Genomic DNA, 15,846 nt, shown 5'->3' with positions numbered 1-15,846 from the left:
TATCAACCGCGCTAACCTGGGTATGGAAGTAATGCACGAGCGTAACGCTCACAACTTCCCTCTAGATTTGGCTGCTGGGGATCTTGCTCCTGTTGCTCTTTCCGCTCCTGCTATCAACGGTTAATCAGGTTAATGATAATCTGAGATACTTTGTTCGCGATTATCTGTAAGTAAAAAACGCTCTCCCGAAAGGGAGGGCGTTTTTGCATTGGTTAACGTTCATTAGTTCAGAATTTAGGCAATAATTATCAAAAAGTAAATTTTACGGGTAATAATTGCTAGCAGCGCAGATAATTGCCTCAAAGCTCAACTATAAGGAGAAGCCAATAATGATTTTACACCGTGGGCGTAGGGTAGTAGCTGCTTTATTGCTGTCAGTGGTACTACTTACAACCGCCTGTACTCCAAAAACACCTGGACGTTTTGACCAGGCCCAAAAAGAAAGCACTCAACAAAAAAGCGGCCAAGGGGTTGCTAAAACCGCAACTCAGGGTAGCGAATTTAATAAACTTTTCCCAGAAGGTGGTGATGGCTACCAGCGTGTCTATACCCAAGAGAAAAAAGGCTTTGCAGAAGCGAAGTTGAAAAAAGGCGGTAAAGAACTAGCGTTGCTATCTATTTCTGATACTACAAGTACACCTAGTTCAGCAGCAAAGTTCTCGAAGAGTACCAAAAAAATTGGCGGTTATCCCGCAATCGAAGTTGGGAAGACGCAAACCGCAATTTTGGTAGGTAAGTACCAAGTAAAAGTACTTTCCCGCGATCCGTCATTTAAAGCTAGCGATCGCGCCGATTGGATAGAGAAGTTTAATCTGAATCGTCTGGCTAGCCTCAAATAAGCCGGATTACTGACATTGAAGATAATAAAATCTAAGTAAGGAGATTTTTGTGAGCAAATCGATTTTTGAATTGGTTGATCAACTACCAACTGGTGGATTGACTGTTTCTATGTTGAAGTCCCTTGATTTTGTTGCTCCTGGAGAGTGGCAAAATACCGTCGGCTTTGTCAATACCATTAAGACCGTTACAGGCGAAGACGACGAAGATTTAATTCAGCAAATTGGTGAAAGAGCGATTTATCTATTCAACGACAAGTCCCAAGGATACCAAACAGCTTTGTGGCTATATCAAACCGTTGATAATACAGATAAAGCCCTTGGTGCAGCCGCTTTAGCTAACAAAGTTGGTGAAAAAATCCCTTTATTGGGTTTTTTAAACTCTGTCACTCCCAAACCAGACAAAGCCCAAACCATCGATCTGACATTAAAATTAGTGGCTGAGTTGGTGGCTTTTTGCCAAATTAACGGTATTCCTGGAGATAGTATTGGCGATTTTGTCGCCTCTTTAGGTGAGTATAGTGGTGAGTCACTCATCCGCATGGTGGCGTTAGTTTGTGTTGATGGTTTGATTCCTCTAGGGCCAGACTTCATCAGCAAAGCAATATCTGGGCTTAATCAAACCAATCCACAGGAGTTAGAACAAAACTCGACTTTCCAAAGCATCAAAGATGTGATTCCAGGGAGCAATGCTGGTAGTAAACTCAACTTTATCGGCGAAAGCTTTGACTCAGTTAAAGGTTGGATGAGTGGTATTGTTAGCGCGAATAATTTAACGCCACACAAGGTAGTTAGCAATTTGCAAGGTTTTATTGATATTGCTGATGACAAGTTGGACTACCTGGCTGCATTCTTGGATGTATCAACAAATTATTATGAACACACTGGTACGCAAACTTTAGCACATCGCTTAATTGAACGAGCGGTAGCTGAGATTTAGGTTATTGGGAAAGTGGGAACCCGCATTTCTCACAAGCTTCAGGCGTTTGATAGAGCAGAGGGGCAGAGGGGCAGAGGGGAAAGAACTTGGTATTTGAACTCTCCCCTGCACAAGCACGGGCTTTGAGAGGTGTGGTGAGAAATCCGGGGGAAATAGGGAGTGATGGGAGAAATAACCAATTCCCAATTCCCAATTCCCATTAGGGTAAATGCAAATCTGCTGCGATCGCATACAAGTAAGGTTGAAAAATAGCCAAGTTTTCTAGTTTATCAAACTTACCTGTTTGCGTACCTGTGTCAAATGCAGTGGTAATTACATAAAGTTTTGTGCCATCAAAAGCAACATGACCGATATGTTGCTCTTGTACTCCACCTTTTTGCTTAAGTCCGGCGAACCCATAGCGGATTCCCTGAAGCTTACCAATGGGTACTGGTTGCGGTGGGTAGGCTGAGAAAGTAATCTCTTTGCCATATTCACTCTGACGATCTTTTGCAAAAGCAGTGTAGTGATCTGTAACCCAAGCTTTGAGTGCTGGTAATACCTGGGTTTGATACTTAGGACTTTGATAATCCACTTGGGAACCAATTGGAATATCATCTGCTACAAGTTTCTTTCGGAAATCCTCATTGTTTGCTAATGGGTAAACGTTAATCTCAACTGTACCCAAACGTTCCCCTTTGGAGGAGATACACAATAACGGTGCATTTCCTTCACAAGGAGCAACTTGCCAGTTAGTTGGAGCAGCAGCGTTTCCCAGTATTTTCTGCCAGATATTTCCCTCTTTTGAGTTGACAAGTTTGGCAACAGTAGGAGGTTTTACCGCTTTGGGTGGAGAAAATTGGGGAAGAACAAATTTTGCTCCCAGAGGTATCGACACTACCAAAATAGAACCTAGTAATAAATGATAAAGTCGTAACATTTTTTCAAAATCCAGAGCCAAGGATTGCAGACTAACGATATCTACAATACTTTATGGGTATAAAGGAAGAATACATTTATATTGCTGCGAGTTCCGCAAATGGAACTCAACAAACTATAGCGCTTCTTTATGCCTAATTCTTGTGGTTCGCTGGAGGTATGGCAATAATGAAGAGATCCTGGCTGCATTTAAAATCGAAGGGCAAATTTGCTTGGACTTGTTAATTGAAGCGAGAACGTTGTTGACGACGTTGCTTATGCCTAGCAATTGCTTTACGCTTTTCTTTTTCTATTGGTGTCTCGAAGTGACGCTTTTTTCTCATATCTTGGAAAATTCCTGCTTTAGAAACTTCCCGCTTAAATCTTCTCAAAGCTGATTCGATACCTTCATTCTCCCCTAAAACTACCTGTGTCATTCTCATTTCTCCTTAATGTGGATGAAGAGTTTAAGGCTAGATAAAAAATATTGCAGCAGAGTTGAGCCTTGGGCTTTACCTGCTGGAGACTCTAAATGTAGAATTATTCAGGAATCGACTTTAGTAGCGATTATTGTTGCGGCGGGCATTACCACCACCCCAGTTACCACGAGGAGAGTTGCCTCTATCCTCACGAGGTTTAGCTTTGTTAACTTTTAAGTCACGTCCCATCCATTCAGCACCATCAAGTGCATCAATGGCGGCTTGTTCTTGTGTGTCTGATTCCATTTCCACAAAAGCGAACCCACGAGGCCGGCCTGTTTCCCGATCTGTGGGTAGTTGAACACGATTTACTGTTCCGTATTCTGCAAAAGCCTGCTTTAGGTCATCTTCTGTAACCTGATAGGACAGGTTCCCGACATAAATTGACATATAAATCTCCGAATTCAGAGAGTGTAGAGAGTTAAATTCGGAGAGATGGTTTTTAGAAATCAAAACTAGTTACTCAACCGAAAATAATCTTTATGTCCATGAGTCTAGCACAGGCTTCCGCCTTTGAATATCGTCTCATAATGAATTTTATTCCCAAATAGAATCATTAAGACAGGTTTACAGGTCTGCCAATGATGGGATTTTTTTGTTTGTACTATGAAAGTTACATTTTCAAACAGCAAATCGTTTTTAAGTAGCGATCGCTTAGGTATTTAGTACTTTGACAATTTAGCTGTGGACTAAGGAGTAAAGATTATTATCGGTAGTGGGTGTAATCATAACATGCCTAACTCTCGTAAAAGCAAATTAAAAAATATTCATCCTCAAATGCCCCATTAGCTGCGATCGAACTGCGCTAAAATCTTTTCTGCTTCCTGGCACAGGGCTTCGTGATATTCACCATTACTAGCTAGCAAACCTCCCCATTGATTGATATCACCAGTGTTATACTGCAACGGAGTCCCGTCAAAATGCGTAAACTTACCACCAGCTTCTGTTAAAACCAGTTCTGGAGCTGCGATATCCCAGTCTTTGGGCGCAGACTTACCAGAAAGGGAAATATAGATATCTGCTTGTTGCTCGACAATAGTGGCGATTTTGCAGCCTACACTACCCACACCTTTCTGGTTTTGACAGGGTAAATTTTGTAGCAAGTAATCTAATCGTTGGTTGCGGTGAGAGCGGCTAACGACTAAAGTTAAATCTTCAACTCGTTTACCTAACGACACTTGTAAAGGAACAGAGCGATCGCGGGTTTCTACAAATGCGCCCCCACCTTTGGTAGCATAATATAACTTTTCTGCCTCTGGTACTGCCACCACAGCTAATACTGGGCGTGTTTCCTTGACTAAAGCAATATGAACTGCATAGTCACCAGTTTTTTCGATAAAGTCTCGCGTACCATCTAAAGGATCAATTATCCATACCCAAGGGAAAGAAGAGTGTGCGCCAGTACTTGGCAATTGATAAGTTTCTTCGCTGATGTAAGCAAAATCTTCATTACCCAAAGTTGCTTGTAGCTTCTGCAAAATATATTGACTCACAGCTACATCGGCAACGGTAACAGGCTCATTCTGTTTATATTGGACTTCTAAATTAGGGTCTTTTGCGGTGCCGTGGTAATACGATCGCAGTATATCTGCTGCGCCCCAACCGATCTCACGAGCGATCGCTAATATTTCTTGTAAGTCTTTCATTAATTTAGCCCAATTAAAAATATGTATAATCTGAGTAGAGACGCACTTTGCGATCTAACAGTCTTAAAATTACGAATTACGGTAGCGAAGCGGGGCTTAGCCCATTACGAATTACGAATTACGAATTACGAATTACGAATTACGAATTATTTTAAATCCATCCAGCGCCGAGTACCAAAAAATTTGCAGGAATCAGCTGCAATATTAGCTGCTAGCGCCAGTGTATCAGTAAAACTTTCCCGTAAAATGTAATGACAAAAAGCACCGTGGAAAATATCTCCAGCCCCTAATGTATCAACTGCTTGAATCTGTGGCACATCTACGATACCAGTTTTAGTGCAACTCAAGTATTCAATTGGTTTTTGTCCGTGGGTAATGGCAATGTGAGGAGTATTAAATTCGCCCAGATAAGCAAAAACGTCTTCTCCAGTCTGGCAGTTAGGGGGATAAAAATTAGCCGAACAGATGGCATAATCTACAAACGGCAGAATTTCCTCAAATCCAGCTTTCCAACTACCACCATCAATTACTACTGGAATGTTCTTGGCTTTAGCCATTTGAGCTATGGAACAACTAACCGCCATCTGATGTCCATCAATCAGTACTATATTGACATTTGACAAAATATCTGGCGGGATAGATGCTTCGCTGGCTGGAGTTTTGACAGCATTGATGGAAACCACCGCTCGTTCCCCCGTGGCTTGGGTGACAATGATTGAGGAGACAGGCGGTGCTAAATCCGTGGTAGGCTCAAGGTCTGCGATCGCAACTTGGTAATTTGCCAAATCACCTCGAATTAGCTGCGTCATTGGGTGAGAACCAACTACACCTAAGACTGTTGCCTGATTACCTAAATAGCTGAAAGTTACAGCCGCGTTGGTTGCTGGCCCACCTGCCGCTACAGTATAGTCAGTAGCGACAATCTTCTGATTATTCTTAGGGGCAGAGTCCGCAAGGTAAATCAAATCCAAGGTTACTAAACCCACAAATAACCCCCGATCTAATTTTGGATTTTGGATTTTAGATTTTGGATTAGTCATCATATATTTTCCTATAGGTGCATAAATTCTTATTTTTAACTCCTGTCTCCTAACTCTCCCTCATGCAAACCGATCCAAAACCAGGAACACTTTATGTTGTCGGCACACCAATTGGCAATCTGGAAGATATAACCTTTCGGGCGGTGCGAATTTTGCAGACTGTAGATATCATTGCTGCGGAAGACACCCGTCATACAGGGAAACTCCTACAACATTTTCAAGTTAAGACTCCCCAAGTGAGTTACCACGAACACAATCGTACCAGCCGCATTCCAGAATTATTAGAGCATTTAATTAACAATAAAGCGATCGCTCTTGTGAGTGATGCTGGAATGCCAGGTATTTCCGATCCGGGATATGAACTGGTGAAAGCTTGTATTGAGGCGGGAATTTCAGTAGTTCCGATTCCTGGTGCTAGTGCAGCAATTACCGCTTTGAGTGCATCTGGATTACCAACAAATCGATTTGTCTTTGAAGGCTTTCTCCCGGCGAAAACTCAACAGAGACAAGAACACTTAGAATCTCTGCAAACAGAATCTCGCACATTGATTTTCTATGAATCGCCCCACCGCTTGCGAGATACTTTGCAAGACTTAGCAGAAGTTTGGGGAAGCGATCGCCAAATTGTGCTGGGGCGAGAGTTAACAAAATTGTATGAGGAATTTTGGCGGGGGACAATTGCCGAGGCGATCGCTCACTACAGCCAACGAGAACCCCAAGGTGAATATACATTAGTAGTGGCAGGAATTCCAGCCAGTCAGCCCCAATTGACAGAAGAGGAGTTGAAAGCCGAATTGAAACAGTTAATTAGTCAGGGAATATCGCGATCGCAAGCTAGCCGTCAGTTAGCAAAATTTACCTCCCTTCCCCGTCGCCAACTCTATCAACTAGCTCTTTCTATAGTCCTCACTCCTGAGTTGTGAGCAGCTAATACCGCTTAAACATCCTCTGAGTTTATACCTTGGCTCGATCTTGCACCAATCCGAATGATGGGATTTAGTCACTCAGTATTGAATCTAAAACCCTTAGTTTAGCAATAAAGTTCAATAAAAAGAATGTACTTTTATTGCGCCTGGATTAACTAAATCTGGGTTTATACGCAGAGGTGCAAGATATGAGTAAATTAACTACTTTCAGCAACCCATAAATCATCTATCGATTCTCAATAATTACAGACATGATGTAGCAAATGCCAGTCAGTTTAACAGTAAATATACAACTACAAAACAAATTTTTCCAGACAATTCCCCCCACTGTTTGGATATTGGGATTTGTCAGTTTGCTAACAGATATTAGCTCTGAGATGATTTATTCTGTGTTGCCCTGATTTCTGGTATCAGTTTTAGAGGTAAATGTGTTAACTGTGGGTATCATCGAAGGCATTGCTATATATTATATATATGCATATATATGCTGTACTTTATCCATAATTCTTTGTGAGCAAGCTTTTTAAGACTTAATTGTAAAAGTCAGATGTAGAGAAGCTACTACGAAACTTCATTGCGCGATAATAGCTATAAACTACGAAAAGTTACGTTGCCATAGCATTGTAGCTGTCTATTCTCATCTCTAATATTACTGAAATTATAATTATAATGTTATACAAGAATTTAAATATCATCACAAAAGTATCTGCTAATCTCCTCTGTAAGCTTTTAGGACAGCCTAGTCTTAGTAATTTAGAAAGTCAACTGCACGATCGACACGTTCAAATTCAGCAGATAGAAGAGCAAGAAAGGGCGCTTTACCGAGTTATTAGTAAAATCCGAGCTTCGCTTGAGTTAGAAACAATTTTTCGTACAGCTACTAAGGAAACTTGCAAGTTACTTCGTGTCGAGCGGATTGCAGTCTATCGCTTCTACGAAAACTGGGGTGGAGAATTTGTCAGCGACTTCGAGTTTGCAGAGACTGGATGGGATGATGTCGATACATTAGGAAAAAATACAGTTTGGAATGACTCTTATCTTCAAGAACATCAAGGTGGACGGTATCGTAATAATGAAACTTTAGTTGCTTCAGATGTCTATACAATAGGCTTGTCTCAATGCCATTTAGAAATTTTAGGACAGTTCCATATTCGAGCTTATGCAACTGCACCAATATTTGTGGGAAAAAAACTGTGGGGAGTGCTTGCAGCTTATCAGCATTCACAACCACATGAATGGAAACAATTAGAAATTCAGTTTCTGTCTCAGATTGCAACACAGTTAGGATTTGCAGTAAAACAAGCAGAATTTTTAGCTCAAGCAGAACAAAAAGCAGCAGAACTCTATAAAGCGAATCAGCAACAGAATATTCTGTTTAATTTAGTTGCTGAAATTCGTGAATCTCTGAATTTAGACACCTTGTTTAAGACTACTGTACGCGAAATTCGGAAAGCTCTCCGTAGCGATCGCGTCAGTATCTTTCGATTTGACCCGGAATCGAACTATACTGCTGGGGAATTTGTCTGCGAGAATGTATTGCCTGACTACGATTCTACGATCGCCATCAAGGTAAAGGATGATTGTTTTGGTGAAAAATATGCAGTTGCTTATCACCAAGGGCGGATACAGGTATTATCAGATATTTATCAAGCTGGGCTAAAGGATTGCCACCTTCAACTGTTAGAGCAATTTCAAATCAAGGCACAAATTGTTGCACCTCTAATGAAAGGAAAAACCTTATGGGGATTACTATGTGTTCATCAATGCTGTTGTCCGCGGAAATGGAAAACATCTGAAATTCAATTTATCCGACAGTTAGGTGCTCAGTTTAATGTAGCTTTAGAACATTCCGAATTATTAGAGCAATCCCGCTCTCAAGCTAATCAACTTGCTCAAGCAAACCATGCTTTAGAAATTGCAAATTCTCAGCTAGAAAAAATCAGTAAGCTAGATGCTCTAACCCAAATCGCAAATCGTCATTGTTTTGATGAATTTTTAGAGCAGGAATGGAATCGACTAAAACTAACTGGAAATTATTTATCTTTAGTTCTATTTGATATTGATTATTTCAAGGATTATAACGATTCTTATGGACACCTAGCTGGAGATGAATGCTTAATACAAGTTGCTCGTGCAGCCCAAGCTGTATTAAAGCGTCCTACCGATCTACTAGCTCGTTATGGTGGTGAAGAATTTATTGTCATTTTGCCAAATACGAACGAATCAGGTGCGATTAAACTGACTAGGTTGATTCAAAAATCTATTCAAGAATTAAAGATTGCCCATAAAAAGAAAGATAATTTTCAATATTTTGTGACCGTCAGTTTAGGTGTTGCGACTCAAAAACCAACAGCTAAAAGTTCACCTCAAGAATTAATTAACGCAGCCGACAAAGCTTTATATAAAGCTAAAGAACAAGGACGCAATCGGTGGGTTTGTGCTGCAAAACTCTAAGTCTGGGGGGTAGATTGCTGAGAGCGGTATTAGCGCTACCCAGCAATAAAAGGGTTCCCAGGCACTAATGCCAACAAGCAATCAGTTGTGATTTTTTTGCCTCACTCCTAACTCACTTGCGGCTTGATGTATGCGATCGCATGTTTCCAAACAGTATGCTGACTGTTTTCATCAGCAATAGAGATACACTGTGGGTCTTGCCATAAAACCTTTCCTGTGAGCACATCGCCAGTCAGCAGCTTTAATTCCACTGGCGTTGTTTGTTTAATCAGGTTTTGGACTTGTCTAATACTGGGTAAAGTGGTGTCAAATTCGGTAAGCATTTTGAGTAAAGATGAACCTACAAGGCAAAATAAAGAGTAACTAATCCTTGATAATTCATCCTTGAAGAAATGGCAATCGAATTTACTAAGTATCATGGTCTAGGCAACGATTTTATTCTGATTGACAATCGCTCGTCATCTGAGCCTGTAGTGACTCCAGAGCAAGCCATCAAGTTGTGCGATCGCCATTTTGGTATCGGTGCTGATGGTGTCATTTTTGCCTTACCTGGAGAAAACGGCACTGACTACACCATGCGGATTTTTAATTCCGATGGTTCAGAACCAGAAATGTGTGGCAACGGAATTCGCTGTTTAGCTGGCTTTTTGGCAGATTTAGAAGGCGAATCCCGGAATAAAGATTCCTATCGCATTCATACTTTGGGTGGGGTAATGACTCCCCAACTCTTATCTGATGGTCTAGTTAAAGTAGACATGGGTTTACCCAGGTTACTCGCTAGCGAAATTCCGACTAATCTTGCACCTGCTCAAGAAAAAGTAATTTCTCAGCCGTTGGAGGTGGTAGGACAAACTTGGGAAGTCACCTGTGTAAATATGGGAAATCCCCACTGCATTACTTTTGTGGAAGATGTCGCAGCAATTGAGCTAGAAACCATCGGCCCGAAATTTGAGCATCACCCAGCTTTTCCCCAACGCATAAATACCGAATTTATTCAAGTGGTACGCCGTGACTATTTGAAAATGCGGGTGTGGGAACGGGGTGCTGGGATTACCTTAGCTTGCGGAACTGGTGCTTGTGCTTCTTTAGTAGCTGGAGTATTGACTGGAAAATGCGATCGCACTGCCACTATAGAATTACCAGGTGGCCCCTTACAAATTGAATGGTCAGAAGTAGACCAACGGGTTTACATGACAGGCCCAGCTGAGAGGGTATTCACTGGGAAACTATAACCAACTTCCCATTGGTGTTATGCAAGTAGCAAACTTATTTCGAGTGTAGTATAGCCTTTACTAAGGAACTGAAGTGCAGCTTAACCTTACCCCGATAAAGAATAAGCTTTATTTCCCCTCTCCTTAGTAAGGCTACGGTGTACACACAAGTCGGAAAAACTTCATCCACCAAAGATTTGCGGTGAAGCAGGGGTTGGTATTACTATAAAATTGTTAAGATTCACTTTTTTTTGAGGATTGTATGGGGGGATTAACATTAGATTTGGTAGATTCTTTACTAGAAATTCCTAGATATATACCGCCTAAAATTAGAACCAACCCTAGCAAGTTAAAAATACTTAATTTTTCTGAGAAAACTATCCAAGCAAGAATGGCAACAATCAATGGATTGAGTAACAATAGCAAAGAGATAAATCCTGAAGAAAAAGTTTTCAAGCTGTATACAATTAGCCCATGACCCAAGGCTTCACAAATAGCAGCTAGTGCAAATACTACTAACCAACCTGACAAAGAAACTGGGAAAACTTGTTTTTCAAAGATTAACACTACTGGGATCATCAATGAAGTTGCGATGACACAGCGCCAAACAAGAATGGTAATAATTGAAAACTTATTGCGGATTTGCTCGATAAGTAAAAAATTGGCTGCATAAAATATCGATGAGATGAGGGCAACAGCATCACCTGTAAAATTATTATTAGAGCGTAATAAATCTTCAAATCCAACTGCGATCGCACCGAGCATGGCTAATATTAAACCGATGATAAATTTGCGCCCAAAAATTTGATTAAAAAATAGCCATCCTCCTAATGTTGTAAATAGCGGATTGAGGCTACCTAACGCATTAGCATTAGCAGCACCAGTCTGAGTTAGCGACCAAGTCCAAGATAATCGCCCTAATACATGAACTAGACCCACTGCTATTAAAAACGCTATCTCTTTGATTGGATAAGGCTGCTGTGGTAATATAGGTTCATCATCTCTAATCTGATTCCGTGCTTGGTTAATTCCACTCCATAATCCAAAGATAATAGTCGCTATCCATAAGCGATTAAATAATGTAGTAATTGCGCTCATTTCATTAACAGCAATTTTAATAAATATTGCTGTTGTAGATAAAGCTAATAATGCAATGATTACTATTATTATCGGTAGGATATTTGAAGTTTTTTGAGGTTTTTCGTCTGTGAGGTTTAATTGATTTTCTACCATTTAGTTTATATTGATTAAACGAACCGCTAAGGGAGAAGGATCAATTATTAAGTATAAGTTTGGCATTACTCAGATAATAGTGCCATAGAAGTCTTGTAGCTACCGCACGCCACGGTCGCCAGTGCTGTGTCATTGCTTCTAGTTGAACTGGTGTTGGACGTGTCGCCAAGTTTTTGAGTTTTTGTAGAGCGATCGCGATCGCTAAATCACCTTTAGGAAAGACATCAGGACGTTGCAACGCCATCAGCAAATAAATATCAACTGTCCAGTCTCCAATCCCTTTAAGATACTTTAACTCAGTTCTGATTGTCGTTTCGTCCATTCTTTGCAGCTTGCTGAGGTCAAGCTGACCAGTTGCGATCGCCTGAGCTAACCCACGGCAATATAGAATCTTTTGCCGACTGAATCCAATCCCTTTTAATTGAACATCATCCAATGTCAGAAAGTTTTCTGGTGTCAGAGTTACAACAACCCCACATAGTCGGGTAAATACAGCTTTTGCAGCTGCTAAAGAAACTTGCTGTTCCAAAATTATGCACAACAGCGTTGCAAAACCTGGTTCTCTTTTCCATATAGGTGGAGGCCCCAGTGTCTCTAAAATCCCAGCCAAATCGCTGTCAAGATTGGCAAGCACCATTAAACCACGGGTGAGACTTTCTTCAGTCAGCGATTCTAGTTCTGGTGTTTGAGTCATCTTTAAGTAATTTCGATTCTTGTATAAGTAGTTTTTGTTTGCGCTCAATTCCCCAGTGATAACCACCAAGACTGCCATCACTCCGCAGCACCCGGTGACACGGTACAATCAGCGCGATTGGATTAGCTCCACAAGCATTTCCCACAGCGCGGACTGCTTGGGGTTTAGCAATATCGCGGGCTATATCAGTATATGTGCGGGTTTGGCTATAGGGAATTTTTTGTAATGCTTGCCAAACCTGTTTCTGAAACGCTGTCCCACGGACATCAAGTGGTAAATCAAGATGTGTTTTATCTCCCGCAATCAAGTCGAGGATTGCTTGTATCCATTCCTTGTGTATCTGGTCATCACGCATGATGTGCGCCTGGTGAAATTCCTGATTCAAGATGCGTTCAAGTTTGTCTGCTTCATCACCTAGTTTAACGGCGCAGATACCCTTCTCTGTTGTTGCCACCAGTAAATATCCTAACGAACATGGAGCGATCGCATAAACAATATTGATTGTCTTTCCAGCTTGTTGATAAGTTTTTGGTGTCATTCCCAGTTGCTTAGGTGCTTTCTCATAAAGTTGGCTACTTGAACCATACCCCGTATCGTAAACTGCATCAGCTATTTCCTCTCCTGACTGGAGACGCTGCTTCAATCGTTGGCTACGCAGCGCATCTCCATATTGAAAAGGGGATACGCCAATTATTTGCTTGAATACCTTTTGCAGATAACTGGGACTCATTTGCACCTGAGAGCTTAATTCCGAGAGGGTGGGGATGCGATCTATTTGCGTTTCAATGTATCGACATGCTGCTAAGACTTTTGATTTGCCTATATTTGGAACTGTTTCAGATTGTGGCTGACAGCGCTTACAAGGACGAAAACCTAAACTTTCAGCCTCTTGTGCGGACTGGAAAAAACAAACTTGATTCCGATTTGGTCTGCGACTAGGGCAAATAGGTCGGCAATATATGCCTGTCGAGCGAACACCATAGAAAAACTTGCCGTCAATTGTGGGATCTCGATTCAGAACTGCTTCCCAAAGAGTTTTTTCTAAAACTGATGTTTGTTGTAATTGCATTCAGTCTCCTTAGATATACTACAAAGTATCCACTCTGAAATAGCCATTTTTTGTTTTTAGATATTAGGAACTCTGTTTATTCTTTTGATAAAACTAGACTAAATGTATTGATAAACTAGTTTCTATCTGATTATTGCGATCGAAGTTCGCTAGTCTGGGCTATTCATGAAATTTAATCATGACGATCTAGTTCGATCGTTATTGTCTCAAAAATATCCTCAGTGTAAAGTTATAAGAGCTAAGTTAAAACTGGCAGTGTCTCAAAAAAGTGTCATTGACCACTATTTATAACTAACTATTTCATTACTTCCTCCTCCCTCTGGCAAATGGTTCACCCGATTGGGTGAATGCGATCGCCTCATCAGGAACTACTCTGAAAGAAGGTGCAGTTTTGATTCTGTTAGCGATTATGCCTACAGAATCAAAACTGTTAAGTTGGTTATTCTGGCTTTCAATTGTACATCAATAGCTTGTGTATCAAAGGGTCAAAGAGTGGATGAAACCGTTGTAAAATCGCTGTATACACCAAATTGTCAGCAAGAGGCTATTAACCTGCTATCAAATTTTGCTGCCAATTTACCAGGAATAATTTTCCAAGTTCTGCAACAGCAGGATGGTTCTGTGTTAGTCCTTTATGTTAGTTCTGGTTGTGAATATTTGTATGAAGTAGAACCAGAAGCTTTACAGGCAGACTTTCGGGTGATATACAATCTGATTCATCCACAAGATATAAAAGCTTTTACAGAATCTATAGCTGTTTGTTGTAACACTGTTACACCTTGGCATTGGGAAGGTCGCATCATTACGCCTAGTGGCAAACTTAAATGGATTCAAGGTACTTCACAACCGGAACGACAAGAAGAAGGTGCTGTGCTTTGGAATGGCTTCGTTTTAGACATTACAGACCGCAAAAAAGCCGAAGAAAAATTGCAAGAGAGTGAGGCGCGGTATAAAGCAATTTTGGATGCTATTCCTGATTTAATGTTTCGCATTAGCCGCGATGCTGAGTATCTAGATTTGAAAAGTGAAGGGGCAAATATCACTCTTTCGAGGGAAGAAATAGTCGGGAAACATGTGCAAGAGTTATTGCCTAGTGATGTTGCAGCAATTAGCCTAGAAGCGATCGCTAAAACTTTAGATTCTGGAACTTTACAAACTTGCGAATATCAACTAACAACGCCTTTGGGAGTCAGAGATTATGAGGCGCGATTGGTAGTGAGTGGTGAAGATGAAGTACTAGCAATTGTGCGAGACATCACAGAACGCAAACAAGGAGAAATCGCCTTACAAAATCTGGCCCAGAAATTTGCCAAAGCTTTTAGTTGCAGCCCCGATTCAATTACCATCAGCACGCTGCAAGAAGGGCGCTTTATCGAAGTTAACGACAGCTTTGTGAAGCTTTCCGGTTATGAGCGAGATGAAGTGATTGGTAAAACTTCCTTTGAGTTAAATCTTTGGGTAGACGATCGCGATCGCCTAAATTTGTTACAGGAGTTGCAAGCCACAGGAGTTGTTCGTAACCTAGAAGTTGAATTTCGGCAAAAGTCTGGCAAGATAATTACAACACTGCTTTCAGCCGAAGTTATTGATTTGGATGGTGTTCCTTGCATCTTAGCAGTCCATCACGATATTACAGAACGCAAACAGGTAGAAGCGCAATTCCTTCTTTCAGCGCAACGCGATCGCTTGTTGGCAGAAACCTTAGTGCGAATTCGGTCTTCGCTTAACCTAGAAGAAATTCTGCAAACCACCGTGACGGAAGTCAGACAATTTCTGCAAACAGATCGAGTGTTTATTGCTTTAAATAATACCAAGTTAGGAATCAGAACTCTTGCCGAATCAGTAGATCCCAAGTATCCATCAGTCTTAGGTTGGTCTACTAATGATGAAGCTTATTTACAAGAAGTGCGAAACTTACTAAAAGATAATCTTGTGCGTGTCGTTGAAGATATCACAGAAATGTCAGTATCTCCGAAAGTCCAAGCACACTGTCGAAAATTTCAAACGCAGGCTAGCTTGGCTGTACCAATTATGCTAGGTAATGAATTATTTGGGGCGTTAATTGCCAATGAATGCTCAGGTTCGCGTCATTGGCAGCCAATAGAAATTGATTTGTTAAAGCAGATGTCTGAACAAGTAGCGATCGCCATTCAGCAAAGCAAGATATACCAAAAACTCGCAGAACTTAACACTAATTTAGAACACCAAGTAGAAGAACGAACATCACAGTTGCAGCAGAAAATGCAAGAAGTTGAAAAATTGCATCGCGTCAAAGATGTTGTTTTGCACACAGTTGCCCACGATTTACGAACTTCAGTGATGGGTAACTTGATGGTGTTAAAGAATTTGTTAAATCAGGGAATGGGGGCTAGGGACTGGGGACTAGGGACTGGGGATCGGGGAAAAAGGGCACAAGGAAGA

At 41.0% G+C, this 15,846-nt stretch carries 15 protein-coding genes and 1 pseudogene; 7 read left to right on the top strand and 9 right to left on the bottom strand.

Annotation, left to right across the window (positions count from 1 at the left end):
- From CDG79_RS34045 to CDG79_RS34035, 3 genes and pseudogenes are all read left to right on the top strand, one after another.
- Positions 1 to 124 (top strand): annotated as a pseudogene (locus CDG79_RS34045) (photosystem II q(b) protein); the annotation flags it as partial.
- Between the two features lie 205 nt (positions 125 to 329).
- Positions 330 to 839: a hypothetical protein gene (locus CDG79_RS34040; protein ID WP_094346055.1), complete on the top strand. Its 510-nt coding sequence runs from the start codon at positions 330 to 332 to the stop codon at positions 837 to 839.
- Positions 840 to 888: 49 nt separating this feature from the next.
- Positions 889 to 1,776, top strand: a complete 888-nt coding sequence (locus CDG79_RS34035) for a hypothetical protein (protein ID WP_094330382.1) — start codon at positions 889 to 891, stop codon at positions 1,774 to 1,776.
- Between the two features lie 199 nt (positions 1,777 to 1,975).
- Here CDG79_RS34035 and CDG79_RS34030 read toward each other — a convergent pair whose 3' ends face one another.
- The 5 genes from CDG79_RS34030 to CDG79_RS34010 form a co-directional block, all read right to left on the bottom strand.
- Positions 1,976 to 2,695: a hypothetical protein gene (locus CDG79_RS34030; RefSeq protein WP_094346054.1), complete on the bottom strand. Its 720-nt coding sequence runs from the start codon at positions 2,693 to 2,695 to the stop codon at positions 1,976 to 1,978.
- Between the two features lie 220 nt (positions 2,696 to 2,915).
- Positions 2,916 to 3,110 (bottom strand): 30S ribosomal protein S21, encoded by a 195-nt coding sequence (gene rpsU, locus CDG79_RS34025; RefSeq protein WP_069073011.1) that lies wholly within the window; start codon positions 3,108 to 3,110, stop codon positions 2,916 to 2,918.
- A 120-nt stretch (positions 3,111 to 3,230) separates the two neighbouring features.
- A complete protein-coding gene (locus CDG79_RS34020) occupies positions 3,231 to 3,542 on the bottom strand; it encodes an RNA recognition motif domain-containing protein (protein WP_094346053.1) in 312 nt (103 codons plus the stop codon).
- A 395-nt stretch (positions 3,543 to 3,937) separates the two neighbouring features.
- The gene (locus tag CDG79_RS34015) at positions 3,938 to 4,798 is read right to left on the bottom strand and encodes a 3'(2'),5'-bisphosphate nucleotidase CysQ family protein (RefSeq protein ID WP_094346052.1); all 861 of its coding nucleotides are present in this window, start codon (positions 4,796 to 4,798) and stop codon (positions 3,938 to 3,940) included.
- 146 nt (positions 4,799 to 4,944) lie between these two features.
- On the bottom strand, positions 4,945 to 5,838 hold the full coding sequence (locus CDG79_RS34010; protein ID WP_094346051.1) for a sugar kinase: 894 nt from the start codon (positions 5,836 to 5,838) through the stop codon (positions 4,945 to 4,947).
- A 62-nt stretch (positions 5,839 to 5,900) separates the two neighbouring features.
- On the opposite strand from CDG79_RS34010, the gene rsmI reads away from it, so the two are divergent.
- Together rsmI and CDG79_RS33995 are read left to right on the top strand one after the other, a co-directional pair.
- Positions 5,901 to 6,761 (top strand): 16S rRNA (cytidine(1402)-2'-O)-methyltransferase, encoded by an 861-nt coding sequence (gene rsmI, locus CDG79_RS34005; RefSeq protein ID WP_094346050.1) that lies wholly within the window; start codon positions 5,901 to 5,903, stop codon positions 6,759 to 6,761.
- A 672-nt stretch (positions 6,762 to 7,433) separates the two neighbouring features.
- Positions 7,434 to 9,218: a diguanylate cyclase domain-containing protein gene (locus CDG79_RS33995; protein ID WP_094346049.1), complete on the top strand. Its 1,785-nt coding sequence runs from the start codon at positions 7,434 to 7,436 to the stop codon at positions 9,216 to 9,218.
- A gap of 107 nt (positions 9,219 to 9,325) precedes the next feature.
- Here CDG79_RS33995 and CDG79_RS33990 read toward each other — a convergent pair whose 3' ends face one another.
- Positions 9,326 to 9,541 (bottom strand): Hfq-related RNA-binding protein, encoded by a 216-nt coding sequence (locus CDG79_RS33990; RefSeq protein ID WP_094346048.1) that lies wholly within the window; start codon positions 9,539 to 9,541, stop codon positions 9,326 to 9,328.
- A gap of 69 nt (positions 9,542 to 9,610) precedes the next feature.
- Here CDG79_RS33990 and dapF point away from each other — a divergent pair, with 69 nt between their 5' ends.
- Entirely contained in the window at positions 9,611 to 10,450 is an 840-nt protein-coding gene (gene dapF / locus CDG79_RS33985) for a diaminopimelate epimerase (protein WP_094346047.1), read from the top strand.
- 213 nt (positions 10,451 to 10,663) lie between these two features.
- Here the strand turns inward: dapF and CDG79_RS33980 are convergent, their stop codons facing one another.
- From CDG79_RS33980 to ada, 3 genes are read right to left on the bottom strand one after another with little or no spacing between them, the layout of a single operon-like run.
- Complete coding sequence (locus CDG79_RS33980; RefSeq protein WP_094346046.1) at positions 10,664 to 11,662, bottom strand: DMT family transporter; 999 nt, start codon at positions 11,660 to 11,662, stop codon at positions 10,664 to 10,666.
- 40 nt (positions 11,663 to 11,702) lie between these two features.
- Positions 11,703 to 12,356: a DNA-3-methyladenine glycosylase family protein gene (locus CDG79_RS33975; RefSeq protein ID WP_094346045.1), complete on the bottom strand. Its 654-nt coding sequence runs from the start codon at positions 12,354 to 12,356 to the stop codon at positions 11,703 to 11,705.
- Entirely contained in the window at positions 12,322 to 13,425 is a 1,104-nt protein-coding gene (ada, locus tag CDG79_RS33970; RefSeq protein WP_094346044.1) for a bifunctional DNA-binding transcriptional regulator/O6-methylguanine-DNA methyltransferase Ada, read from the bottom strand. The genes CDG79_RS33975 and ada overlap by 35 nt, the downstream gene beginning before the upstream one ends.
- Before the next feature lie 492 nt (positions 13,426 to 13,917).
- Between ada and CDG79_RS43010 the strand changes: the two genes are divergently transcribed.
- Positions 13,918 to 15,846: PAS domain S-box protein (locus tag CDG79_RS43010; protein ID WP_189525227.1), on the top strand; the 1,929-nt coding region annotated here is incomplete at its 3' end.

This window comes from Nostoc sp. 'Peltigera membranacea cyanobiont' 232, assembly GCF_002245985.1.
Lineage (GTDB): Bacteria > Cyanobacteriota > Cyanobacteriia > Cyanobacteriales > Nostocaceae > Nostoc.
The sequence above is the reverse complement of the archived record's forward strand: the minus strand, read 5'-3'. Positions and strand labels throughout refer to the sequence as shown.